General features: G+C 62.8%; 21 protein-coding genes. 12 read left to right on the top strand and 9 right to left on the bottom strand.

Annotated elements, in window-relative coordinates; all coding sequences use genetic code 11:
• Positions 1-32: 32 nt before the first annotated feature.
• The 4 genes from DSM104635_RS19450 to DSM104635_RS19435 are packed head-to-tail and all read left to right on the top strand — an operon-like array spanning position 33 to position 2,141.
• Positions 33-935 carry a thioredoxin family protein gene (locus DSM104635_RS19450; protein ID WP_158767899.1) on the top strand — a complete coding sequence of 301 codons (903 nt, stop codon included), beginning with the start codon at positions 33-35 and terminating at the stop codon, positions 933-935.
• Complete coding sequence (locus DSM104635_RS19445) at positions 932-1,594, top strand: LON peptidase substrate-binding domain-containing protein (RefSeq protein ID WP_158767898.1); 663 nt, start codon at positions 932-934, stop codon at positions 1,592-1,594. The genes DSM104635_RS19450 and DSM104635_RS19445 overlap by 4 nt, the downstream gene beginning before the upstream one ends.
• An 8-nt stretch (positions 1,595-1,602) precedes the next feature.
• Entirely contained in the window at positions 1,603-1,785 is a 183-nt protein-coding gene (locus DSM104635_RS19440; RefSeq protein ID WP_228445771.1) for a Trm112 family protein, read from the top strand.
• A complete protein-coding gene (locus DSM104635_RS19435; RefSeq protein WP_158767896.1) occupies positions 1,782-2,141 on the top strand; it encodes a gamma-butyrobetaine hydroxylase family protein in 360 nt (119 codons plus the stop codon). The genes DSM104635_RS19440 and DSM104635_RS19435 overlap by 4 nt, the downstream gene beginning before the upstream one ends.
• Before the next feature lie 76 nt (positions 2,142-2,217).
• Here DSM104635_RS19435 and DSM104635_RS19430 read toward each other — a convergent pair whose 3' ends face one another.
• A complete protein-coding gene (locus DSM104635_RS19430) occupies positions 2,218-4,344 on the bottom strand; it encodes a TonB-dependent receptor (RefSeq protein ID WP_228445770.1) in 2,127 nt (708 codons plus the stop codon).
• Between the two features lie 671 nt (positions 4,345-5,015).
• Between DSM104635_RS19430 and DSM104635_RS19425 the strand changes: the two genes are divergently transcribed.
• Positions 5,016-5,195, top strand: a complete 180-nt coding sequence (locus tag DSM104635_RS19425) for a hypothetical protein (protein WP_158767895.1) — start codon at positions 5,016-5,018, stop codon at positions 5,193-5,195.
• Here DSM104635_RS19425 and DSM104635_RS19420 read toward each other — a convergent pair.
• The 4 genes from DSM104635_RS19420 to DSM104635_RS19405 form a co-directional block, all read right to left on the bottom strand.
• A complete protein-coding gene (locus tag DSM104635_RS19420; RefSeq protein ID WP_228445769.1) occupies positions 5,159-5,533 on the bottom strand; it encodes a GtrA family protein in 375 nt (124 codons plus the stop codon). The genes DSM104635_RS19425 and DSM104635_RS19420 overlap by 37 nt on opposite strands.
• Positions 5,530-6,942, bottom strand: a complete 1,413-nt coding sequence (locus DSM104635_RS19415; RefSeq protein ID WP_158767893.1) for an MFS transporter — start codon at positions 6,940-6,942, stop codon at positions 5,530-5,532. Before DSM104635_RS19415 ends, DSM104635_RS19420 begins: the two co-directional genes overlap by 4 nt.
• 32 nt (positions 6,943-6,974) lie before the next feature.
• Positions 6,975-7,595 (bottom strand): transglycosylase domain-containing protein, encoded by a 621-nt coding sequence (locus tag DSM104635_RS19410; RefSeq protein ID WP_158767892.1) that lies wholly within the window; start codon positions 7,593-7,595, stop codon positions 6,975-6,977.
• Positions 7,596-7,676: 81 nt separating this feature from the next.
• On the bottom strand, positions 7,677-8,936 hold the full coding sequence (locus DSM104635_RS19405; RefSeq protein WP_158767891.1) for a UbiH/UbiF/VisC/COQ6 family ubiquinone biosynthesis hydroxylase: 1,260 nt from the start codon (positions 8,934-8,936) through the stop codon (positions 7,677-7,679).
• Positions 8,937-9,119: 183 nt separating this feature from the next.
• Here DSM104635_RS19405 and DSM104635_RS19400 point away from each other — a divergent pair, with 183 nt between their 5' ends.
• Both DSM104635_RS19400 and DSM104635_RS19395 read left to right on the top strand, forming a co-directional pair.
• Positions 9,120-10,646, top strand: a complete 1,527-nt coding sequence (locus DSM104635_RS19400) for an ammonium transporter (RefSeq protein ID WP_228445768.1) — start codon at positions 9,120-9,122, stop codon at positions 10,644-10,646.
• A 199-nt stretch (positions 10,647-10,845) separates the two neighbouring features.
• The gene (locus tag DSM104635_RS19395; RefSeq protein ID WP_228445767.1) at positions 10,846-13,209 is read left to right on the top strand and encodes an FtsK/SpoIIIE family DNA translocase; all 2,364 of its coding nucleotides are present in this window, start codon (positions 10,846-10,848) and stop codon (positions 13,207-13,209) included.
• Here the strand turns inward: DSM104635_RS19395 and DSM104635_RS19390 are convergent.
• Genes DSM104635_RS19390 through DSM104635_RS19380 form a run of 3 tightly spaced genes read right to left on the bottom strand, consistent with a single transcriptional unit; the run spans position 13,206 to position 16,831 of the window.
• Positions 13,206-15,629, bottom strand: a complete 2,424-nt coding sequence (locus DSM104635_RS19390; protein ID WP_158767890.1) for a nucleoside triphosphate pyrophosphohydrolase — start codon at positions 15,627-15,629, stop codon at positions 13,206-13,208. The genes DSM104635_RS19395 and DSM104635_RS19390 overlap by 4 nt on opposite strands.
• A gap of 4 nt (positions 15,630-15,633) precedes the next feature.
• The gene (locus DSM104635_RS19385; RefSeq protein WP_158767889.1) at positions 15,634-16,242 is read right to left on the bottom strand and encodes a hypothetical protein; all 609 of its coding nucleotides are present in this window, start codon (positions 16,240-16,242) and stop codon (positions 15,634-15,636) included.
• On the bottom strand, positions 16,226-16,831 hold the full coding sequence (locus tag DSM104635_RS19380; protein ID WP_158767888.1) for an HIT family protein: 606 nt from the start codon (positions 16,829-16,831) through the stop codon (positions 16,226-16,228). Before DSM104635_RS19380 ends, DSM104635_RS19385 begins: the two co-directional genes overlap by 17 nt.
• Before the next feature lie 199 nt (positions 16,832-17,030).
• On the opposite strand from DSM104635_RS19380, the gene DSM104635_RS19375 reads away from it, so the two are divergent.
• On the top strand, positions 17,031-17,738 hold the full coding sequence (locus DSM104635_RS19375) for a hypothetical protein (RefSeq protein WP_158767887.1): 708 nt from the start codon (positions 17,031-17,033) through the stop codon (positions 17,736-17,738).
• 57 nt (positions 17,739-17,795) lie between these two features.
• Here DSM104635_RS19375 and DSM104635_RS19370 read toward each other — a convergent pair whose 3' ends face one another.
• Complete coding sequence (locus tag DSM104635_RS19370) at positions 17,796-18,473, bottom strand: DUF4956 domain-containing protein (RefSeq protein WP_158767886.1); 678 nt, start codon at positions 18,471-18,473, stop codon at positions 17,796-17,798.
• Between the two features lie 159 nt (positions 18,474-18,632).
• Between DSM104635_RS19370 and DSM104635_RS19365 the strand changes: the two genes are divergently transcribed.
• The 4 genes from DSM104635_RS19365 to DSM104635_RS19350 all read left to right on the top strand — a co-directional run bounded on the left by DSM104635_RS19365 (position 18,633) and on the right by DSM104635_RS19350 (position 24,343).
• Positions 18,633-19,271 carry a LolA family protein gene (locus tag DSM104635_RS19365; protein ID WP_158767885.1) on the top strand — a complete coding sequence of 213 codons (639 nt, stop codon included), beginning with the start codon at positions 18,633-18,635 and terminating at the stop codon, positions 19,269-19,271.
• 291 nt (positions 19,272-19,562) lie between these two features.
• Positions 19,563-20,351 (top strand): exodeoxyribonuclease III, encoded by a 789-nt coding sequence (gene xth / locus DSM104635_RS19360; protein WP_158767884.1) that lies wholly within the window; start codon positions 19,563-19,565, stop codon positions 20,349-20,351.
• A gap of 52 nt (positions 20,352-20,403) precedes the next feature.
• Positions 20,404-22,242 (top strand): DUF885 domain-containing protein, encoded by a 1,839-nt coding sequence (locus DSM104635_RS19355; RefSeq protein WP_158767883.1) that lies wholly within the window; start codon positions 20,404-20,406, stop codon positions 22,240-22,242.
• Positions 22,243-22,444: 202 nt separating this feature from the next.
• Positions 22,445-24,343, top strand: a complete 1,899-nt coding sequence (locus tag DSM104635_RS19350; RefSeq protein ID WP_187448157.1) for a phosphoenolpyruvate carboxykinase (GTP) — start codon at positions 22,445-22,447, stop codon at positions 24,341-24,343.
• Positions 24,344-24,472: the final 129 nt, after the last annotated feature.

Below are 24,472 nucleotides of genomic sequence, written 5' to 3'. Positions count from 1 at the left end.
CAGCCCATCTTCCCTCCCAACGAGGAGTACGCATGACTTTCATCGACGGCGCAGCGCCGCCCGAAACAGAGCTGGTCAAAGACGGTTCCGACCAAGGCTTCATGGCCGACGTCATCGAGGCCTCGCGCGCTGCGCCCGTGATCGTGGATTTCTGGGCGCCCTGGTGCGGCCCCTGCAAAACACTCGGTCCTCCGCTTGAGAAAGCCGTGCGCAAAGCCGGCGGCAAAGTGCGCCTGGTGAAGATCAATATCGACGAGAACCCCGGCGTCGCTGGCCAGCTCGGTGTGAAATCGATTCCGGCCGTCTATGCATTCGACCAAGGTCGCCCCATCGACGGCTTCATGGGCGCCATCCCTGAAAGCCAGATCAAACTCTTCGTCGATCGCCTCGCCGGCGCCGACATGACCGCCGAGATCGAACCACTGCTCGAACAAGCCGCGGACTCGCTGAAGCTCGGCGACATTGGCGGCGCGGCGCAAGGCTACACCGCCGTGCTGCAGCTCGATCCCGAAAACGTCAAAGCCATCGCCGGCATGGCGCGCATCGCGCTCAGCCAAGGCGACGCCGAACAAACGCAAGAAATCCTCGCGCACGTCCCGCCCGAGAAAGCCAACGACCCAGAAGTCCTCAGCGTCAAAGCCGCGCTCGATCTCGCCGCCAAGGCCGAAGCCGTCGGCGACAACGACGAGCTCGGCGCGCAAGTCGCCGCCAACCCAACCGACTGGCGAGCGCGCTATGATTACGCCGAAGCACTCTCAGCGCGTGGCGATCTCGAAGCGGCTAGCGAAGAACTCCTCACCATCATCGCCAAGAACCGCGACTGGAACGAAGGCGCCGCACGCACGCAGCTCCTCAAAATCTTCGAAGCCGCCGGCCCCACCTCCGAGGTCGCCAAACAGGGACGCCGCAAGCTGTCGGCGATTCTGTTCTCATGAGCGCGTTCGGCTTCCGTAAGCCTGCGGACCTGCCGCAGCAGATCGCGCTTTTCCCGCTCGAAGGCGCCATCCTGCTGCCGCGCGGCGTGCTCGCGCTCAACATCTTCGAGCCGCGCTATCTCAACATGATCGACGACGCCCTCGGCGGCGAGCGCCTGATCGGCATGATCCAGCCCGCCACCGGCGAAGAGCACGAGACCATCCCCGAACTCGCCGACGTCGGCACCGTCGGCCGCATCACCACGTTCTCCGAAACCGACGACGGCCGCTATCTCGTGACGCTCACCGGCATCGCCCGCTTCCACATGCACCAGGAGATCAAAGCCGGCACGCCCTATCGCCAGGCTTTGGTCAGCTTCGACGGCTATGCCACCGATTTCTCGCCCGCGGACGAACACGGCATCGACCGCCCGTCGCTGATCGCATCACTCAAGAGCTACGCTGGCCTGCACGGCTTCCAAGTCGATTGGGATTCCGTCGAACAGGCGCCAACAGAAACCGTGATCAATGTCGCCGCCCAAATCTGCCCGTTCGATAGCGCCGCCAAGCAAGCGCTGCTGGAGACTGTCACGCTCCCCGAACGCGCCCGCGCGCTGATCGCGCTGCTCGCCTGGGACGTCGCCGCCGACGACACCCAGCCGCCTGGTACACTGCAATGAGCCAGAGAATGAGTGACGTCGATCCTAAACTGCTCGAAGTCCTGGTCTGCCCGCAGACCCGCACCAATTTGCGCTACGACAAAGCCAAGCAAGAACTCATCAGCGATAAGGCGCGCCTGGCCTACCCCGTCCGCGACGGCGTCCCGATCATGCTGATCGACGAAGCCCGCGAGCTGGGAGCCGACGAATGACCGCCCCCTGGCCCACCGATCTCCAATTCGACCGCGCCGCAAAGCAACTGCACGCCAGCTTCGACGACGGCGCCAAGTTCGACATCCCGTTCGAACTGCTCCGCGTCGAAAGCCCCAGCGCCGAGAACAAAGGCCACGGCGGCGACGCGCCCGCGCCCGTCACCGGCAAAGCCAATGTCAGCATCGTCCGCGCCGAACCCGTCGGGCGTTACGCCGTCCGCATCGTCTTCGACGACGGCCACGACACCGGTCTCTACAGCTGGGACCTCATCTACGATCTAGGCGCGCACAAAGAAGAGAAGCTGCGCGTGTATCGCGAAACGCTCAGGCTGCGTGGGTTGCGGGACGAGGCGTAGCCAAAACGCGAAAGCGCCACGCCACCACACGCAATGGCGTGAGACGTGGTGCAAACAAAGCGTACCTGTCGCAGCCTTAGAACGCCGCGCTTAGCCCCACGCGGAACGCGCGCGGCGAGCCCGGCATGATGTTCGTCGCGCTGTGCGCATTCACGAAATACTCTTCGTCCAACAGGTTTTCGACGTTGAGCTGGACGCGAAGATTGTCGCTGACCGTCCAATACACCGCGCCATCGACGCGCGTGTAATCCTCCAGCACGACGTTATTCGCCGGCGTCACCAAGTTTTGCACCGTAGCAAACCGCTCGCCGACATAGATGACGCCGAGGCCCGCGCCAATCGACGGCGTGAAATCGTAGCGGTTCCACAGCGAGAACGAATGCTCCGGCGTCTGCGCCAGAGTCGCCCCGGCGCGCACGGTCGCTGACTGGTTCGAGAGTATCTCGCTGTCCTGATAAGCGTAGCCGCCGACAACGTGCCACGCGTCAGTGATCTCACCCGACACGCCAAGCTCAACGCCCCGCACTTCCTGGCCCTCAACCAAAATAAGCTGCGCCGGATTCAGCGGATCGGTGATGGCGATATTGGTGCGCCGCAGTTGATACACCGCCGCCGTGAGCGACAACGTCGGCGACACATCCCACTTCGCGCCAAGCTCGATGTTCTCCCATTCTTCCGGATCAAGCGCCGAATTGGTCGCGTTCAGCGAGGCAAGCTGCTCGCCGGCGCGCGGCACGAACGTCTGCGAGTAGCTGGCATAGATCGATGCGTTCTCGACCGGCTTGTAGATCAAGCCCACGCGCGGCGACCACAGATTGTCCTCGGCATTGAACTCGGCGCCGTTGCGGTTGTTGCGAAGCTCAGCCTCGAAGCGGTCGAAGCGCACGCCCACCACCGCCTGCCATCGCGGAGAGAACTCGATCTGGTCTTGCAGATAAACGGAATATTGCGTCGCCGTGCCGTGATTGTCGGCGTCGGTCGCACCCTGGCTGAACGCCACCGGCCCCGTGTAGCGCGGATTGCTGACCGGCACGATGATCGAAGTCGCGGTCGGCGAAACATCGGTGAAGAAGCCCGTTTCTCGGAAATTGTCCGTGATCTGGCGGCCCACTTCAATGCCAGCGAGGATCGTGTGCTGGAGCGAACCTGTCGCGACATCGAAGGTCAGATCGGTTTGGTTGAACAAGGAATCGCGATCGGTGGCGTTGTTGTACGCTTCAATCGCGACATTGGCGCCGCCGCCGGAAGTCGCGCCGGCGAAGATGTTTTGATAATACTTGTCGTAAATGCCCCACCGCGTGTGGTTCACCAGCCGCACCCCACCGCCGAACTCGTGCTCGAACCGCACATTGAGCGCATTAACGGTGGCGGTTGTCGGGCTCCGCGCCGGGTCGCCAAAGAACGTGCTCAGATCGATATCCAGCGGCCGGCCGGCGAAGCTAGACACGCCACGATCGGCGACGAACTCGTAATCGTAGTATTCGTAGCCGACGCGCAGCTCCGTCGATGGCGCTATTTGCAGCGCGAACGTCGGGTTGAGACCGTTGCGTTCGTAGAAAGCGTCGTCGCGATAGCCCTCGGAATCCTCGTAAACGCCGGTAACCCGGAACGAGGCCATGTCATCGATGCGCATTCCAAAATCGCCGGTGACGCGCCCGCCGCCCTCGCCCGAAAGCTGCGCGGTGAACCCGCGGACGTCTTGGCCATTCGCCTGACGCGTAATGCGGTTGATGATGCCGCCGCCGCCGCCGCGGCCAAAAATCATCCCGTTGGAGCCGCGAAGCACATCGACGCGCTCCACATTGTAGAGATCGCGAAAATACTGAACGTCATCGCGTACGCCGTCGACGAACATGTCCGCTGTAGATGCGTTGCCACGAAAGATCGGCGTGTCGCGGTTGCCCTCGCCTTGCGCGAACGAAACGCCGGGAACGTAGCGCACGGTGTCGGCCAAGTTCTGCACGGCGCGATCGCGAATTTCGACTTCGGTGATGACGGTCACCGACTGCGGGACATCGACCAGCGGCGTGTTGGTTTTCGTTGAGCTCGACGTGTCCGTCGCGCGGTAAGTGCGCGAGCCAATGACCGTTATCGTCTCGGCGCTCGTCATTTCCGCGGCGGCGGTCGCCGCAAATGCCGTGCTGATCGCCACAGCCGCGCACGCCAGAAAGAGGCTCTTCCGAGCGCCGTCGGAACTGTTCATTTGCATCCCCACCGATTGAGGATCTGCCCGTAATTCAATTGCGACGCATTCGCAATACGATTTCCCAACGGCTTACTGCGAGCGAACGCGCCCGTGACCCCCGTCACATCGCCATCCCTAACGCCCCACTACCTTCTCCCTATCGAAGCAAGCCGCTTCGACCTGCGGAGCAAGCCAATGACCAAGTTTTACAGCCTCGTGATCGCCGCTCTGGTTTTCGCCCCGGCCGCTTATGCCGCCTTCGCGCAAGCCGCTCAGATCGTCGCCTGATCCGAACCCCGAACCGAAAGCCAATCACATGACCAAGTTTTACGCCCTGATCGCCGCCGCCGCCGTCTGCGCACCGGTCGCGATGAGCCTGATGAACCAAGCCGCGCTGATCGTCGCCTAAGACCCCCAAAGCCCAAAGGCGACGACAAACCAAGCCCGCCCAAGCTCAGCGCGGCGCACAAGAGAAGGCCGCGGAGGACAGCTCCCCCTCCGCGGCCTTCTTCTTTTTCACAACCGGCGATCTGCCTCCAACATCGTCATCCTGGGGCGCACGCAGGGCGAGCCCAGGACCCAGGGGCAAACACACAGCTCTACGATCCGCTGGGTCCTGGGCTCTTGGCTTCGCCCAAGCCCCAGGATGACGACGGAACGAACGGATCGCCAACGATGTTCGGATTTGCATGATCCGCAAACTGAAATCCGGCGGCTACCGCCTCTACTCGCGTAAAAAGAATCCAAAGACCGGCAAGCGCCGCAACCTCGGCACCTTCAAATCACGCGCCGCCGCCGAAAAGCACGAACGCGACGTGCAATACTTCAAGCGTCACTGGCGAAACACAATCAGCCGCGCGCCGGCGTAATTCCACACCAGCACCACCAAGGTCGCGATCACTTGCGCCACGAGATAGTGCAAGCCCTGCCCAATCAGCAGCGCCACGATCCCCGCATTGATGAACGCGCCCACCGTCGCGATGGCCAAAAACTTCGCCAGCCCCGACGCAAACGCCGGCCGCGTCGCGAACGTGAACATGCGATTGAGCACATAACTCACCACCGCACCCACCGCGAAGCCCACCACCGTCGCCGGCACCGGATCAACGCCCGCCAGCTCCTTCAGCGCAATCAGCACCGCGTAGTGCGCCGCCGTCGCGGCAACGCCCACCGCCGCAAAGCGCAAAAACTCCCGCGCCACGCTCACACCGCGCGCTCACGCGCCGGCGGCTTCACAAACAGCAGCAACAGAAAGCCCGCCAACAGCAGGACGACAATCGAGGCAAAGCCGACGCGCAGGCTCTGAGTGGTCGAGGTGAAATACGCCACCAGACCCGGCGCCAGCCACGCCGTCGCCGATCCTGCCAGCGCATAAAGCCCAAACAATTCGCCCTCCATGCCGGCCGGCGCCAGCCGCGCCATCAGCGAGCGGCTCGATGCATACGCGGCGGTGATGGAGATCGCGATCAGAATGGCGAAGCCGAGATAAGCAAGCTCCGGCGCCGTCGAGAAGATCTGGCTATCCCACACCGCAACGTTCGGCTCGATCGGCGTAAAGAAGATCGACCCAGGCGCCATCGACACCATGCCGATCAGACAAAGAATGGTGACGCCGATCTCGATCACCACAGCGCGCTTCACGCCGACCGCGTGATCCAGCAGTCCGGCGCCGAGCCCGCCGGCGATCGCGAAGATGGTCAGCGTGATGCCATACGCCAGCATCTCCACCAGATTCCATTCCATGGTGCCCGACGCATAGACGCCGCTAAAAATAAGGATCGCGGTCTTGCCGTCGGCATAGAGCATGCGTGCGATCAGAAAGAGCGCGACATTGCGATAGTCGCGCAGTTTCATCACGGTGCGCACGACATTGCCGACGCCGTTCTTTAGCGCCGCGCCGAAGGATTCCCCCGTCGTCGTCAAATCCGGCGTGTAAAGAAAAATCGGAATCGAAAACACGATCAGCCACGCCGCGCACAAGAGTGTGACGATGCGGCTCGGCTCATATTGCGCCGGATCGAGTCCGAACATCGGCGCGTCCGGCAGGAACGGCAAAGCGACCTGGCCCGGCAACGCCATCGTCACCAGCACAAACACCAGGAGCAGCACCGACGCGACGCTGCCCAGCGCAAGCCCCAAGCCCGAAACGTGAGAGAGCGTCCCCGGCGGCGCCGCGCGCGTCAGCATCGCGTTGTGCACCACCTCGGTGTAGACGAACGAAATGCTGCTCACGATAACCGCAAGCCCAATCGCCCACAGCGGCAGACCGGCGCCATTCGGAAGCGCCCACCACATGGCGACCATCGCCAGCGCCAACACACCCGCCGCCACGCCCAACAGCGGCTTGCGGCGTCCCATGCGATCGGTTGCCGCGCCGAGAAACGGCGCAGTGAACGCGATGATAGCGCCCGACGTCGTGTGCCAGCCCGCAATGATGGATTGCCCGCGCACCGGATCGCCGATGACGACGTTAGAGATGTACGGCGTGAACACGTAGATCGTGCCGAGCAACACCCACGGATTGCGCGCCCACTCAAACAGCGCCCACGACCACGCGCCGCGATCAATGCGCGCGGCGGGTTTCCCTTGCGCTAATGCCGCCGTCGCTTCAGTCATGCGCGCGTCTCCCTGAGCGACACGCTAGCACGTCATCGCGCGATCTCGGCGACACGATTCTGTATCAAGCGCGCACGTTCCGTCCAGCGCTCCGGATTGCTGCGCATGCCGGGTCCTTTTAGCAGAGCGGCCAGCCGAGCTGACTCATTACTGTCGAGTTCGCTGCTCGACTTTCCAAAGTACGCATGCGCAGAAGCCTCGATGCCCCGCTCCTCGCGTCCAAAGTAAGCGTCCTCAAGCCAGAGCCTCAGCATCTGTCGGTCGTCGTACCGCCGCTCCAGTTGGCACGCCACGATCAGCCGCTGCATCTGCCAGCGGATCGACGTTCCGCGCCGCTCTCCCAGCAACGACGTGGACAGCATCTGCGAGACCGGCATACCCGTTGAGACGAACTCACCCGTGAGGTCCGACCAAATATTCGCAAACGTTCGGCACGGCTGCGCTTGCGTGCGCCATGTCTCGCGAAACTCGCTCATCGCGATCATGTATTCCGCGGTGGTCAACCGCCCTGCTAGCGCCGGGCGCAACGCGCCTGACTGCTCAGCGCGAGTGATGACCGCCCGGCCGTCCAGCCAGTACGACACAGCAAACGTCGTCGGCAGCGCAAGCGCGAGCAGCACCAGCAAAACCACGAAGATAAAGACGACCCGCATTCAGCGCAGCATACGTCGACTGCGCGGCAGCCAGAAGCGCACGCCGCATCCCTGGCGAATTAAAAAGTCGAATGAATATGCTTAAGCCGCCAAGCTTTCGCCGCGCAGCAGCTTCGGCAGATCGCCCGCGCCGCCGCCGGCGTATTTCATGAAGAAGCGCCGCGCCGGGCCGACCGCATTCACCGCGCCCAAGCCCAGCCGCCGCGCCACCGCGAGCGGGCGAATGTCGTTGGAGAACAGCTTGTCGAAGAACTCCATCCCCAGCGCCATCGACACATTGTCGAACCGCCGCCAGCGCTGATAGCGCTCCAGGATCGAGACGTCGCCCGGGTCCAACCCAAGCGCAACACCGTCAGCAATACACTCCGCCAACGCCGCGCAATCCTTCAAACCGAGATTCAAACCCTGCCCCGCCAGCGGATGAATCCCATGCGCGCTGTCGCCCGCCAACGCGACACGCGCATCGATCATGCGCTCCGCCAATTGCAGCGACAGCGGATAACCAAACCGCGGCCCCTCCAACGAAAGCTCGCCAAGAAAATCACCAAACCGCAACCGCAGCTCCGCGAGGAAGTCGTCCTCGCCCATCTTCAGCAGCGCGTCCGCGGCCTTGCGCGGCTCAGCCCAGACGATGTTCGAGCGATTGCCTGTGAGCGGCAAAATCGCAAACGGCCCGTTCGGTAGGAAGTGCTCGTACGCCACTGCGTTGTGCGGCTCTTCATGCGCGATGGTCGCGACAATCGCCGTCGCCGGATAATCCCAACCGATAGTGCGAATGCCGACAGCCTGGCGCACGAACGAGCGCCGCCCATCCGTCCCCACCAGCAACGGCGCCCGCAATGTCTCGCCATTCGCCAGCGCAACGCGCACGCCGGCAGGATCGCGCTCGATCGACGTCACCGACATCGGCTGGATCATCCGGATCGAGCTCTTCGCCTTCACCGCGCTATCGAGCGCCAGCCGCACGTGCCGCGCTTCGCACATCAGGCCCAGCGGCTCGTCATGATCGCGCATCTCGGCGCGGTCGAAATGCAAATGCAGCAGCGACGGCCCGCCTTTGCGCACGCCATCGCCGAGGCGTCCGTCCGTCACCATGATCTGCTCGATCGGTTGCGCGTCGATCTGGTCGCCGATCCCGAGCGCCCGCCACATCCGGAACGAGGCAAACGCAATCGCGAACGCGCGGCCATCAAACGTCGGCGCTAACGTGTCAGCCGGTTTCGAGGCGTCGATCACCGCGACCGAGACGCCCGCCTGATCCAGCGCCAACGCCAGCGTCTGCCCGACCAGGCCGCCGCCGCCCAGAATCACATCGGCATCGAAACCGCGTCCGTTGCTCATGCCGAACGATAGCCCTCCGCGCTCGCCCCCGTCGATGCGGCCTCAACGCGCAAGCATGAGGCGCCCTGCCGCTTTTTTGAGCGATGACGCTGCACTGCACAATGCTTCCAGCTCTCAACCTTGCCCGCGCGCATGGCGCCCCGGTCAATTCCACCAGCCAAAACAGCTTGAGGGAGCGGGGCAATGAATCGATCCAGGGAAACACAGCGCGACGTGTGGCGCGTAATAAGAATGGGCGGGTTGGCGCTTGCCGCCGCCTTCGCGCTCGGCGCCGTCGCGCCGGAACTCGCTTTTGCACAAGAGGCGGCCCCTGCCGCCGTTGAAGCAACGGCCGCGCCTGAAGCCGTCGTTGAGGACGTAGCAGTTGAAGAGGCCGCGGCGCCTGCGCTCACCGTCGACAAGGGCGATACCGGCTGGATGCTCATCTCCACCGTGCTGGTGCTCATAATGATCATCCCAGGCCTCGCCCTCTTCTATGGCGGCCTGGTGCGCGCGAAGAACATGGTCTCGATCCTGAGCCAAGTCTTCGTCGTCACCGCGATCGGCATGGTGATGTGGCTGCTTGTCGGCTACTCGCTGTCGTTCACCGATGGCGGCGGATTGAACAGGTTCGTGGGCGGACTAAGTAAAGCCTTCCTCGCCGGCGTCGATACCTCGACGCTGATCGAAACCTTCTCCGTCGGCGTCGCCATTCCCGAACTCATCTTCGTCGCCTTCCAGATGACGTTCGCTTGCATCACGGCGGCGCTCGTTCTCGGCGGCGTCGCGGAACGCGTGAAATTCAGCACAATTGTGGTGTTTTCGATCCTTTGGCCGGTCGTCGTCTATTATCCGATGGCGCACATGGTCTGGTGGTGGGGCGGCCCGCTCATGGCCTCCGATCCCGCCAACGCGGAAGCGGTCTCCGCCGGTGCCGGCCTGATCTGGAGCTTCGGCGCGCTCGACTTCGCCGGCGGCACTGTCGTCCACATCAACTCCGGCGTCGCCGCTCTTGTCGGCTGCCTGCTGATCGGTTCACGCACCGGCTATCGCAAAGAACCGATGCCGCCGCACAACCTCGTTCTCACCATGATCGGCGCTGGTCTGCTGTGGGCCGGTTGGGTTGGCTTCAACGCCGGCTCCAACCTCGAGAGCAACGCCTACGCGGCGCTGGCGCTCTTCAACACCTTCATCGCGCCGGCCGCAGCAGCACTGTCGTGGATGCTCACCGAATGGATCTTCAAGGGTAAGCCCAGCTTGCTCGGCCTCGCCTCCGGCGCCGTTGCTGGCCTCGTCGCCATCACGCCGGCCGCGGGCTTCGCTGGCCCAGTCGGCGCGCTCATCCTCGGCCTCGTCGTTGGACCGATCTGCTTGTTCGCCTGCTCGGCGCTCAAGACCTGGCTCAAGTACGACGACAGCCTCGACGTCTTCGGCATCCACGGCATTGGCGGCATCGTCGGCGCCATCGGCACAGGCATCGTCGTCAACCCAGCCTTCGGCGGCGCGGGCATCGTCGACTACGCAGCCGGTGGTGCTGCCATCTATCCGGGCATCGTTCCGCAGGTGATCTCGCAGGCCAAAGGCGTTCTCGTCACCATCGCGTGGTCAGGCGTCGGCAGCTTGATCGTGTGGGTCATCGCCCGCGGCCTCACCGGCGGACGTGTCAGCAAGGAAATCGAGTCCGAAGGCGTCGATTACGCCGAACACGGCGAAGTCGCTTACCACTCGTAACGATCTCTTCCCCGAGCCTTGAAACGCGGTTCCCAACGGAGCCGCGTTTCATTCTTTTTTACCTGCATTAACGCGGGTTTCGCGCACTACCACATGAATGCGCGGGTAACCCTGTTCGCAGCCGAATCTTCATCCCTCGTTTACCGGGAGGGACAACAGTCGCGAGCTTAAGTTTGCGGCCAGAAGAGCGCTCCCGGACATGACTGACGACGCCTATCACCAAGGGGGAAGAATCCCCTCCGCCGGGTCTTCGGCCGCCGCGCGTCTGGCGTTAAAGCGCGCCTCGCTCTCGGTCGGCTGCGCCGTGTTCGGCGCCTACGGCCTCGGCGCCGTGCTGACCTATTCGCCGGAAGATCCGAGCCTCAACACCGCGACCAACGGCGCCACGCACAATCTGTTCGGCGCACCGGGCGCGATGCTGGCCGACATCACGATTCAATCGCTTGGCGCCGCAGCACCCTTGGCCATGGGCGCGATCCTCGCCGCCGGCGTGATGCGCATCATGCGCCGTCAGCTGGTGCAGCGCATCGACAAGCGCCGCGTCGGCGCGTCGTTCGCCGGCATTCTGCTGCTCGCCGCCGCCGCCGCAACGATTCCGACGCCAGACGGCTGGCCGCTGTCCACCGGCTTTGGCGGCGTCTTCGGCGCCGGCGTCTCCGATTTCATCGCCGGCCTCGCTTCGATGCCTGGCCTGCCGTTCCCGCATATTCTCACCGGCATTCTCTGCGCCGTTCTTGGCCTGCTCAGCACCGGCTGGGCGTTCCAAGTGCGCGCCGAAGACGTGAAGAACGCCGCCCAAGTCACGCGCCGCGCCGTCGGCGCCAGCGCCAACGCCACGCAGCGCGCCATCGGCTACGTCTCGGAGAAGACGCGCCGCGAACCCGAACAGGAAACGCTCCACCGCCGCCCCTTGCCGCGCCCCGAGCGCGAAGAGGAACGCGCGCCGCGTCCGCAGCGCCCCGCGCGCGTGCGCGCCGAAAGCGAAGCGCCGCGCCAACAGCGCCCGGCGTCGCGTCCCAAGAAGGACAAGCCGCACTCCAGCTTCCACTTCGGCCGCGACTTCGATCTGCCTGACACCGATCTGCTCTCGACGCCGAAGCCGCGCAGCACACAGCACGATCCGCAAACGCTGCACGCCATGAGCCGCCAGCTCGAAGGCGTGCTCGCCGACTTCGGCGTGCAAGGCGAAGTGCTCTCCGCGCGCCCCGGCCCCGTCGTCACCCTGTTCGAGTTCGAACCCGCCGCCGGCGTGAAATCCAGCCGCGTCATCGGCCTCAGCGACGACATCGCGCGCACCATGAACGCCACCGCCGCGCGCGTCGCCGTCATCCCCGGCCGCAACGCCATCGGCATCGAGCTCCCAAACGGCAAGCGCGAAACCGTGTTCCTGCGCTCGCTGCTGAACTCGCCCAGCTTCGCCGGCACGCAAGGCGATCTGCCGCTGGCGCTCGGCGAAACCATCGAGGGCGACCCCTTCGCCGCGGATCTCACGAAAATGCCTCACCTGCTCATCGCCGGCACCACCGGCTCGGGTAAGTCGGTCGGCATCAACGCCATGATCTTGTCGCTGCTCTACCGCCACACGCCGGACGAGTGCCGCTTCATCATGATCGACCCGAAGATGCTGGAGCTCAGCGTCTACGAGGGCATCCCGCATCTGCTGCACCCGGTCGTGACCGATCCCAAGAAAGCCGTCGTCGCGCTGAAATGGACCGTGCGCGAGATGGAGGGGCGCTACCGCTCCATGTCCAAGCTCGGCGTCCGCAACATCACCGGCTACAACGATCGCGTCACCGAAGCGATGGAGCGCGGCGAAAAGCTCGAGCGCACCGTGCACGCGGGCTTCGACCCCACCTCCGGCGAGCCGATCTACGAAACCCGTGAGCTGCCGCTCGAGCCGATGCCCTACATTGTCGTCGTCATCGACGAGATGGCCGATCTCATGATCACGGCCGGCAAGGAAATCGAAGCCGCCGTGCAGCGTCTCGCGCAAATGGCGCGCGCCGCTGGCATCCATGTCATCATGGCGACGCAACGCCCCTCGGTCGACGTCATCACCGGCACCATCAAAGCCAACTTCCCGACCCGCATCTCCTACCAGGTCACCAGCAAGATCGACTCGCGCACCATCCTCGGTGAGCAAGGCGCCGAACAATTGCTCGGCATGGGCGACTTGTTGTTCATGGCCGGCGGCGGCCGCATCCGCCGTCTGCATGGGCCCTTCGTCACCGACGCCGAAGTCGAGCGCGTCGTCGCCATGCTCAAGGAACAAGGCGCGCCGCAATATCGCACCGACGTCACCGAAGAGCCGAACGCCAACGCCGAAGAGGACAATCCCGAATTGTTCGACGGCGAGGGCGGCGACGGCGACCTGTTCGAACGCGCCGTCGAGATCGTCCGCCGCGACCGCAAAGCCAGCACCAGCTACCTGCAGCGCCGACTCTCAATCGGCTACAACCGCGCCGCCACTTTGATCGAAAAAATGGAAAAGGCCGGCATCATCTCGGAAGCCAACGCGGCCGGTAAGCGCGACATCCTGGTCGATGTGGTGGACGAGGATTAGGCCGGCCGACTTGCCCATAAGTCAGCCAAATCACCTTGCTGCGGATCGAGCGGTGCCGCGGGATTCGTTACAACCTGCAAGATCAGTTCGGCATCGTCCGAAATCGACAGTTTGAGGGTCACGCCCAAGTCCGGAAGAGCCGTTTCGCTCACGACGCCGTCCGCAATGAGACCAAGGCGTGCAATTGGCACCCGCAATGTGTCTGCTGCACCGCTGGGTGCAGTAAGCCGATCATAGTTACGCGTACTCTGAATCTTCAGAGACGCGCCGGCCTTCGCCCCCGTTCCAACCAGAACATCTCCGTTGAGGAATGCACCACGACGGCGGCGCTTTTCGTTAGCCGCCATTACGACCTCGTCCAGTTCAAACCCTTCAATCTCAATCCAAGACCGAACCACCTCGAATAGATCCGATAGCTCTTCGAGTTTGGCAGCCGAATTCTCGGCGCCGACCAATTCGACCGCTTCCTCCAGGAGTTTACCCATCAATGCGCTCGATCTTTCGTCAGCGCCGAGGCGGAAAGAAACCACCTGCTCTCCGCGATCAATGATCGATTGCACCACTAGGTCGCGCACAAGTTTGCCGAACTCACGCTTGCTCCTAACGCGCTCGTAGTCTGCCGCGAAGGATGTGAAGACCGTGCAGCCGCTTGAGCGAAGCACATAGTATGCATGAGCGAGAGGAGAGCCCTGAATCTCGACCGGGATGCCCCGTTCGTTGGCGACCTCCGCCACTCGCTGCAGAAATTTCGAGTTGCGGTAGTTTTCAGGCTCTGGGGTCAGCAGGAGAACGACACCGGCGGCATCAATCTCGCCCACCTTCTCCAAGTCCTGCAATGAGGAGATGGCAATTCGCCGAAGTCGCTTGGTGCGCTTGGCCTCGTACGCAATAGTTTCTCGCTCGCGATACCAAGGCAGCACCTCACCCAACCCCACGGCCTCGGGAACACCGCAAAAGAACATGATGTGGACATCCGATCCAAGCTTGTTCCCGACAAGCCGGGATATTCGAGCGATCTCGAGCAACTCTGATGCTGGCAGAACGCGCGATCGAGTTGCGTTTAGCGAAATCGGCTGTCGCAACCATTTCCCGTCAGCCGCTTCTTCAAGGAAGAACTCTTTGAAGTGAATGCGCTCTGATAGCTCTCTTGTCGCAAGATCGTATTCGTACTCGTCCGGCGTTAGAAATTGCAATCCGTCGGGCAGGCCCCAGAGCGCGTGTATGCGAACGCGTTGCTGGTTCCTGTCATAGTGCGCCCACGCGCCCGACCGCGCAGGAATGAAACCATGTATGATGAAGCAAACTTGCTGCAATGGGATCGATTTTGACCGCCAATACTCCAGCCGCCCCTCGGTTTGGGCGATTGCCTGTTCGGCTGTAACCGTATCGGTTCGAAAGAGGTTTTTACCCGGAATCTGTTCGCGGAGCGCGAGATTGCGATCTTCCCTCACAACCAGCCGACCGCCGGTCACTCGCTCCACTTCTGCGATCAGCTCTTCTCGCGACGTCTGTACCGCGCTCTCAAATACATCGGCTCGAATCCAGAAGAGCCTGTGAGGCGGCGTGTAGTTGTCGACATGAAAATCCCCGATGTTGTTGAGCTTGGCAAAGGGAGTCTCTTCCCCAAGCGCGTAACGCTGCAAGAACGTCAAAGCGCCTTCCATGTCTCCGGGTTTGTAGACAAGGGATGTTTTGCGCGGATCCGTTCCGCCGTAGTCTTTCTCGTAATCGAGCTGAACCACAAACAATCGACCGCTTGAGACAACAATCTCAAAGTGCAGTCGTCGGTTTGATCGTCTGGTGGCCCAGCGGCCTAAGCGACGAAGGGTCAGCCGCAAGTCATGCTGCATCGCGCCCCGCCGTATGAGCATTGGAGCGTCCTCCGCAGGGAGCGGAGCCTTCTTGGAGTTACACCCGGCAGGCGGTTGAGAGATCCCGTCGTTCGTCTCTTGGTCGTACTGCCATTCGTTCATCGTTTTCGACACGCGCTTCTCGTTCGACAGATGAACGCGGAGTTCTGGCGAGCTGTAGACTTGAGCAATCACGGCGACATCGCCGTGACGCGCCGCAGCGCCGTCGAACAGCCGGCCAAGAAATGAATGCGCTTGCCCACCAACAAGCTTAGTCGAGAAGCTCTGGCTCTCTAATTGGCCTCTCGCGTGAATGTCCTCGCAGGTCGCACTTGACCGGAGGATGACCCCGCCGCCGCCAAGCAACTCGTTCGCCGTCGTCGTCACGAAATCCGCGAGCCGCTGTCTTCCTACATCGTCTGCGTGCCGCCACGCGTGATGAAGGTCACACGAGAAAACGATAAACGGCGGCGTCCATTCCGTGGGAATCGTCAGCAGATTGGTGGCCTTCTCACCGATCCGGTCGGATGACAGCAGTTGTCCGCCTGCGCTGAAGTGCGCAGACTTCAATATTTCAACGGATGTCGTCCCGCGATTTTGTCGTGGCATCAACCGTACCAAACCATTCCAGCGCGAGTCGCTGAAGTGCGGCCAACACATTGTCTGAGAAGTGGCCGATGAAGAACCCATAGAACAGTGCGACGTAGATATTCTGAAATGAACTCTCGTCGATGAACGGAATGATGCCTGAGGCGATACCGAAACCTGATCCCGTAGCAAGCACTCCGCAATTGATGGGAGCGATGAAACGCCAGAGTACTCGATCCCGATTCCACTCTGCCTTCGCCACAACGTGGTACAGATACTTCAGCGCAAATAGCGTTCCGCCCGCAATGCCCGCGAAAAACATTCCAGACCAAGGTGCAGTCGCGCTGAGGCGCACCTCAAGTGGGGTTGTCGGCGCGTGTTCAATGTCCCAGAGGATGAAGCCCACGCCGTAAATTGACGCGGAGAGATACACGAGCAGAACCATCAGCTCGATAACGATCTGCGCCCATGCGGACGCGGGATAGCGTGTTCTAAACTCACCCAGCGGTCGATGATCATTGTCGGTGATACGGACGTGCTCCGGCATCTCCTGCGGAGACCCAGCGGCGCCGGAGCCCTCAGACGGCTTCAGCACGACCGTAGTCGTTCACAGTCTCGACAATCCGGACGTAGTTGGGATGGTCACGATAATTCCATTCGCTCGGACGTCCGACTGCGTTGGCCACGCAGCGCCGGAAAAACTGCGAAGTCGGTCGGACCGGATTGGTCATCATCGATCCTTTGTCCGTGCGGTACCAAAGGTACTCGCCCAACAACGCTTGGTTAGGGAAGCGATTTCCGAACGAACGCCACTCTGGTCGCGCTATCTCAAACTCAACAGCATGCACGAACCTATCACTGGAAACCGGCACAATGTGCATGTGTGCCTGATCCACTCCACAGCCGAAGCTTGATCCCGCAGTTCGAGCACCATGCTCGAAGAGCAAGACTTCGCCGTACATACCCCGCAGATGATCTGCTACTTGCTGAGCGAACCGGTCGAACTCGGCGAGTAGGCTCCGATCAAGGTCGGCGTAACAGAGCAAAGGAGCCTTCGGCACGATCAGCATCCAGCCTTTCACAACGCTACCGAGCGATGGAAGCGCAATGAAATGATCGGACTCCGCAACCGGTTGGTCGTGAAGGGAGAGCGATTTGAAGCGGGGACCGTTCTTGAATTCCATGGTCAACAACTCGTACACCGCGTCGGCGAACCGGTAAATTCCGGTTAGCTTATATGGGTGGGGTTACGACTTCGCCACTCTCTTCACTCAGCGCGCAACGACCAATCCCGCACCTGTTCGTTGCTAATACGCTGAAATCACAGCCCCAAAAAATAAATCTATCCGCCCCCTCCTGAGCCAGCATTATCATGGCTCACCCATGTCCGCAGACGACGCCCCATCCAGCACCCCACGCGCAGCGCCGATCGCGCTTTGGCGCGTGGCGGGGGCGTTTTTGCATACGCTGCATGGGCTGTTCGGCGCGCCGGAGGATGTCGCGGCCGACCACACGCTGCTGCGCAAAGCGCACGCGCAGCTCGCCCAATGGCTCCGCTGCGCCGAGGCGATGCTGCGGCGGCTTCTGCTGATCGAAGCGCAAGCCTATGCCAAACCCAACACCCGGTTTACCGCGCCGAAGCGCAGCGAAGGCGGGCCGCTGCTTCACACGTCGCGCCAACGCGAGCGCAAGCTCTGCTATTTCGACGCCGACAAACCCGAAGCCTGGCGCGTGAGTTTTCGCGTGTTCTCATCTTCCCCCGCGGGCAGCGGGGGAAGTGCCAAGCGAAGCGAGGCGAAGGGGCAAGTCGCCCCCTCCGTCGCCTTCGGCTCCTCCTCCCCCGCACGCGGGGGAGACAAGAAACGGTTCTACTCCGCCTGGCCGCTCGCCGAGCGTTACGAAGCGCTGCTCCGCGTCTTCAACGATCCAGCGCCCTATGCGCGCCGGCTCGCGCGCCGTCTCCACGCCACGCCGCACCGCATCGTCGAAGCGCTCCGCGCCCCACCCGAAGCGGTCCATCGCATCGATTGCTTCGACGCGATGACTCACCAAGCCGAAAGCGCGTGGAGTCCGCATTTTAGCTCGGCCTAAAGCCAGCCCGCTCCGCTGATCGCCAAAACCGCGCCACGGCGCGACGCTTCCGCGCGCCTATTCGACTTCCCAATCGATCTCGCCGCGCACCTCCGCCGGCACTTGTTCGCAAAGTGCGGCGTGCAAAGTTTCCTGCGTCGAGTCGCGGGGCGCGCGGAAAACGTACTCAATGCGGCTCTTGTTGAAGTGCCGGCCCTCGCTAATCAAAGTGCACTTCAGCGAAGCCAACACCGCGCGATACGCCGCCGCCGATTCCTTCACCCGCCCCTTCGGGATTTCGTTGACCTCGAGCTGATAAACCGGATGGCCGTCGAAAATATAAATCAGGATGCAAGCAAACACCGTCGCCATCACCGCAAAGTGCGGCAGGTTCAGCCCCGCGATCAGCCCGAGCAACGTCACCAGAATGAGCCGGCTGGTGTCGCGGGTCGATGCCGCATCGGTGCGAAAGCGCATCAGGCCGCCGATGCCGAAGATCACAAAGCCGATGACCATCCCGTACTTCAGCACGATCTCGCCAATCACCGCGCCGATCAGCGCGTACATGATCAGCACTTTCGGAAGCTCGGCCTCTTCGCGGGTATCGATGCTACGTCTGGTCGTCGGGTGAAACGCGACGACGGCGCCCAGCGCGATCGCCAGCAGCAAGGCCAGCGCCGATTGCAGCATGTGGGTGCCGTCAAGGAAGCCAGCCCAGCCGATCGATGGCAGCTGCTCGGTTTCGGAAAAGAACATTGGGCCCCCGCGACGAATCGTAACGCCAGGATCAAGCGCCCTTGGACTGCGTTCGCCAAGCCCGCTCCCCGCCGCGATGAACGCAAGCTGAAGCGAAAAGGCCATTTCTGGGCAAAGCGAACCCTTTTTTCCGCCACGCGTTTGCGGCACATGACCCCAATGAACCGCCGCTTCGCCCTCCTTGGCCTCTCAGCCCTAGCGCTCGTGCCATCCGCGTTCGCGCAAACCGCACCCGTCGTGCTCACCGGCGCCGAGCGCGCAGCAGGGCTCGCCGCCGCGAACCGGTCGCTCAACGGCTTCACCCGCCTGCAAGCGCGCTTCACCCAAACCGCGCCCGGCGGCGCCCGCGCCAGCGGCATCGTCTACATCCAGCGCCCCGGCAAAATGCGCTTCCAATACGATCCGCCAGCGACATTGCTGATCGTCTCAGACGGCAGCGTCGTCGCCATGCGCGACACCGAACTGCGCACCACAGAACGCACGCCGTTGCGCTCAACGCCGCTCAATCTCATTCTCGGCGCCAACATCGATCTTGAGCGCAACGCCCGCATTCTGCGCGTCTCGCGCGCAGGACCATGGCTCATGATCACCGCGCGCGATCGCGGCGGCCAAACCGATGGCCAGATCACGCTGCAATTCCACGGCCCCAACGCCGAGCTGCGCTCATGGGATGTAATCGACGCCACCGGCGCACGAACCCGCATCACGCTCACCGGCGTGACGCAGCCCGCGAGCTTTCAGAACAGCCTCTTCCGTTTGGAGGACGTGCTCGATCCCAACCGCCGCGGCAGGCCGTAGCGCGTTGCGGTAATTTGCGGCGCACCCCAAATCAGCACTGCGCTGGCAAGAGCATTCTCCTGTTCCGCCCTTGATTTTTTCGCCCCTGTGGCGTACATACAACGCAGCGGTCGCCGCACATCCCCCTGGATTGGCGTCGTCCCCCCCGCTGACGGATCCAGCGCGGCGTCCGCCTGCCGGTTATCCCCTGCCGGCTCTTATTGCGCCTCCCTCAAGGCGCTCGGAGAGGCCCGGTCGCTGAATGCGATCGGGTCTCTTTCATTTCAGGCCCCGGCCCCCCAGAACCCGCCCATGAAAATCGCCACCTGGAACATCAATTCCGTTAGGCTGCGCATCGAAACCGTTTGCCGCTTTTTAGCTGAGGCGAAGCCGGACGTTCTGTGCCTCCAGGAAATCAAATGCCGTAATGGCGAGTTTCCCGAGAAGGCGTTCAAACAAGCCGGCTACAAACACATCCACGTCGTCGGCCAAAAAGGCTGGCACGGTGTCGCCATTGTTTCACGTGTGAAGCTGGAACCCGTCGAAGCCCCAAAGATCTGTCCCAAGAGCGAAGCCCGCATCGCAGCGGCCAAAATCGACGGCATCGAGATCCACAATCTCTACGTCCCCGCCGGCGCGGATTTGCCCGATCTGAGCAACCCCAAGTTCGCGCACAAACTCAAAGTGCTGGACCGCATGAAAGCGCTCTACAAAAAGCGCAAAGGCCAAACGCCAACGGTGCTCGTGGGCGATCTCAACGTCGCGCCCGGTGAGTTCGACGTATGGAGCCACAGACAGCTCCTCAATGTCGTCTCCCACACCCCCGGCGAAACCGATCGCCTCAACGCCGTCCGCGATCTCGGCGGCTTTGTCGACCTGGCGCGGCTGCATAAGCCCGATCCTGAAAAGCTCTTCACCTGGTGGAGCTATCGCAGCCCGGATTGGACCAAGAACAATCGCGGTCGCCGCCTCGATCACATCTGGGCCACCTCGGACATCGCAGCGGTTTCACAGGCGGAAGCTTTCCACATCCATGTTCCCGTCCGCTCCTGGGAGCGGCCTAGCGACCATGTTCCCGTGGTTGCGGCGCTGAAACTCTAGCTCCGCGCATTTCCCCCGCTAAACTGCGTCCGAACTCGGAGTGGGGATTCCAATGAACACGACACGACGCGCCGTTCTCGGCGCCGGCGCCGCCGGCGTTGCGCTTCTTTCGACCGGCTGCGCACAGCCCGCCGGCGATCAAGGCGCGCAACTCACTACGATCCTCGACCGGGTCTCCACTCAAATCCTGCAGGAATCCCCGGAGCGCTGCACCGCGCTGGGCGTGACTGAAGAACAGGCTGGCGGGCGCTTCATCGACAAATTGAGCGATGATTCCAAAGAAGGCGCGCGGCGTTATCGCGGCATTCTGGAAACAGCCCTGCGCGATCTCAATGCGCTCGATCGCGCCCGGCTGGCGCCACAAGACGCGGTGACGCTCGATGTCGTCAAAACCTCGTTCGAAAACTCCGTCGCCACATCAACATATGAAATCGGCAGCGGCGCCGGCGCGCCCTATGTCGTCACCCAACTCACCGGCGCCTACACCTCTGTGCCGGATTTCATGGACAACCAGCATCCGCTGACCACGCGCGACGAAACGGAAGCCTACATCGCGCGCCTAGGCGAATACGTCCGCCAACTCGATCAGGACACCGCCATCATCGCGGCCGATGCCACCACCGGCGTCATCCCTCCAGACTTTGCGATCGACAAAGCCATCACGCAGCTCAACCAATTCGCACGAGCTGCACCGGCGCAAACCGTGCTGGTGCAGTCGCTGGTGCGACGCTTGCCTGAAGTCAGCGAGATTCCGGAAGCCGATCGCGCCGGATATCTTACCCGCGCCGAAACCGCCGTGCGCGATCAGATTCTGCCCGCGTATCAGCGCCAAATCGATGCGCTGCGCGCCATTCGCGCGCGCGCGCCGCATGACGCTGGCGTGTGGCGGCTGAACCAGGGCGCGGAAATGTACGCGGTCTCGCTGCGTCAGCGCACCACAACATCGATGACGCCGGATGAAATCCACGACGTGGGCGTCGATCTTGTCGCGCAATACACCAGCGAAATGGAAGCCATCCTGCAGCGTCAGAACATGACGCAAGGCACCGTGGCGCAGCGCATCCAAGCGCTCTCGCGCCGCCCAGAGCAGCTTTATCCGAATAACGACACCGGCCGCACGCAGTTGCTGGCCGATCTCAACGTGCAGATCCAAGCCGTCACCGCGCTGATGCCGAACGCGTTCACCACGCTGGCGCAAGCGCCGCTCGAAATCCGCCGCGTGCCGGTCACCACTGAAGCGGGTGCGCCAGGCGGCTATTACGAGCGCGCCTCGCTCGATGGATCACGCCCCGGCGCCTATTACATCAACCTGCGCGACACGCGCGAATGGCCGAAGTTCTCACTGCCGACGCTGAGCTACCACGAGGGCGTACCAGGCCATCACTGGCAGATCTCGATCCAACAGGAATCCGGCTCGATCCCCTTCATCCGGAGTGCGCTGCTGGGCTTCAGCGCGTTCAGCGAAGGCTGGGGGCTTTACGCCGAACAGCTCGCGGACGAACTCGGCGTCTATGCCGATAATCCGCTTGGCCGTTTGGGCTATTTGCAATCGATGACATTCCGCGCCTCGCGTCTCGTCGTTGACACCGGCATGCACGCGAAGCGCTGGACTCGCGAACAAGCAATCCAATCCATGATGCAAGCCACCGGCGATCTCGAAACATCCGTCGCCACTGAGATCGAGCGCTACAGCGTGTGGCCGGGGCAGGCCTGCAGCTACATGGTCGGGCGCCAGGCCATCAACCGCATGCGTGAGACGGCGCAGAACACGCTAGGCGCGCGGTTCGACCTGAAGGGTTTCCACGACACCATGCTGGGCAATGGCGCGGTGCCGCTTTCGGTTCTCGACGCCATCATGAACGAATGGGCGGCCAGCCGGCTTCGTGCTTAACGTTCCAGGGTCATTCCTTCGGGAGCTAACCGCTACGGCAATTCTGCCCCGCAAAGGCGATTGCTACCGGTGGCAAAGGCGAATGCGCGGCCCTGTCACAGTGGTCCGTAGAACACGTTTGACATAAAGCCGCGCTCACACATTTTGGGCGTCAAAGACCGAGCGCCGCGCCACTTCGAGCCGCGACGCCGTGGAGGATTCCGTGTCCGCAAATATTCCAGGCCTGCATCCAGCGCCGACCAACCACAAGAAGCTCGTTGCTTGGGTCGAAGAGATCGCCGCGCTGGCCAAGCCGGACCGCGTCTATTGGTGCGATGGCTCGGAAATCGAGTGGCATCGGCTGACCAAGGACTTGGTTGCGGCGGGCACGCTGAAGCAGCTCAACCCGGAAGTGCGTCCGAATTCGTTCTACGCCGCGTCGGATCCGAAGGACGTCGCCCGCGTCGAAAAGCAAACTTACATCTGCAGCCAAGACGAAGCCGACGCCGGCCCGACCAACAATTGGATCGCGCCCGCCGAGATGCGCACCAAGCTCGCTGGCCTGTTTGATGGCTGCATGCGCGGCCGGACCATGTACGTGGTGCCGTTCTGCATGGGACCGCTGGGCTCCAAGATCAGCCAGCTCGGCGTTGAGATCACCGATTCCGGCTACGTCGCCGTCTCGATGCGCATCATGACCCGCATGGGCAAAGGCGCGCTCGATCAGCTTGGCGAAGACGGCTTCTTCGTTCCGGCCGTTCACACGCTCGGCGCGCCGCTCGCGGCCGGCCAGAAGGATGTGCCGTGGCCGTGCAACGAAGAGAAGTGGATCGTCCATTTCCCCGAAACACGCGAAATCTGGAGCTACGGCTCGGGCTACGGCGGCAACGCGCTGCTCGGCAAGAAGTGCTTTGCGCTGCGTATCGCTTCGGTGATGGCGCGGGATGAGGGTTGGCTCGCCGAGCACATGCTCATCTTGAAGCTCACCAACCCAAAGGGCGCGCACAAGTACATCGCCGCCGCCTTCCCGTCGGCGTGCGGCAAGACCAACTTGGCCATGCTGCAGCCGACTATTCCCGGCTGGAAAGCCGAGACCATCGGCGACGACATTTGCTGGATGCGGTACGGCGACGATGGCCGTCTCTACGCGATCAACCCGGAAGCCGGCTTTTTCGGCGTCGCGCCCGGAACGGGCTCCAAGACCAACAAGAGCGCGCTCGATACGCTTTTCGCCAACACCGTCTTCACCAACGTCGCGCTCACGGATAGCGGCGATGTGTGGTGGGAAGGTTTGAGCGAACCGCCGCCGGCCGGCATCACCGACTGGCAAGGCAATCGCTGGATGCCTGATTCCAAATTTCCGGCCGCGCATCCGAACTCGCGCTTCGCCGTGCCCGCCGGCCAATGCCCGGTGATCGCGCCGGAGTGGGAAGACCCGAAAGGCGTGCCGATCGACGCCATTCTCTTTGGCGGCCGTCGCGCCAGCGCCGTGCCGCTCGTGACCGAAGCGTTCGACTGGGCGCATGGCGTGTTCTTGGCGTCGAACGTCGCCAGCGAAGGTACGGCCGCCGCGGAAAACAAAGTCGGCGAACTCCGCCGCGATCCGTTCGCGATGCTGCCGTTCTGCGGCTACCACATGGGCGACTACTTCGCGCATTGGCTGAAGGTCGGCGAAACCAACGGCGCGCAGCTGCCGAAGATTTTCTTCGTCAACTGGTTCCGCAAAGGCGCCGACGGCAAGTTCATCTGGCCGGGCTTCGGCGACAACGCCCGCGTGCTGAAGTGGATCTCCGACCGTCTTGATGGCAATGCCGAAGCGAAGGAAACCGCGATCGGCTTCGTGCCGACCAAAGGCGCTCTTGATGTCAGCGGCCTCACCATCAGCGACGAAGCGATGGACACGCTGACCAGCGTCGATCTCGACGTCTGGGCGGAAGAGGCTGACCTGATCCCCGGCCACTACGAAAAGTTCGGCGATCGTCTGCCGCAACGGCTGTGGGACGAGTACGCCGCGCTGGTGAATCGCCTCGGCGCCGCCAAGGCCGGCACGCCGATGCGCGCCGCCGCTGCGCGTGGCGTCAGCCAACCGCGCGCTACCGCGAAAGAAGCGAACGCCAACTAAACTGTTTGCAGGTTGGAGCGCGGGCCTCCGGCCCGCATGCGCGCCGGGAGGCGCGCGCTCCAGCTTTCCAACACCTGACCTAACGGCGCATCCTCGCGGTGATTGAAGGCGCAGTGTAGAAACTCGCTC

It is taken from the genome of Terricaulis silvestris (assembly GCF_009792355.1).
Classification (GTDB): Bacteria; Pseudomonadota; Alphaproteobacteria; order Caulobacterales; family Aquidulcibacteraceae; genus Vitreimonas; species Vitreimonas silvestris.
Note: the sequence above shows the minus strand (reverse complement) of the source record. Positions and strands in the feature narration are given on the sequence as shown.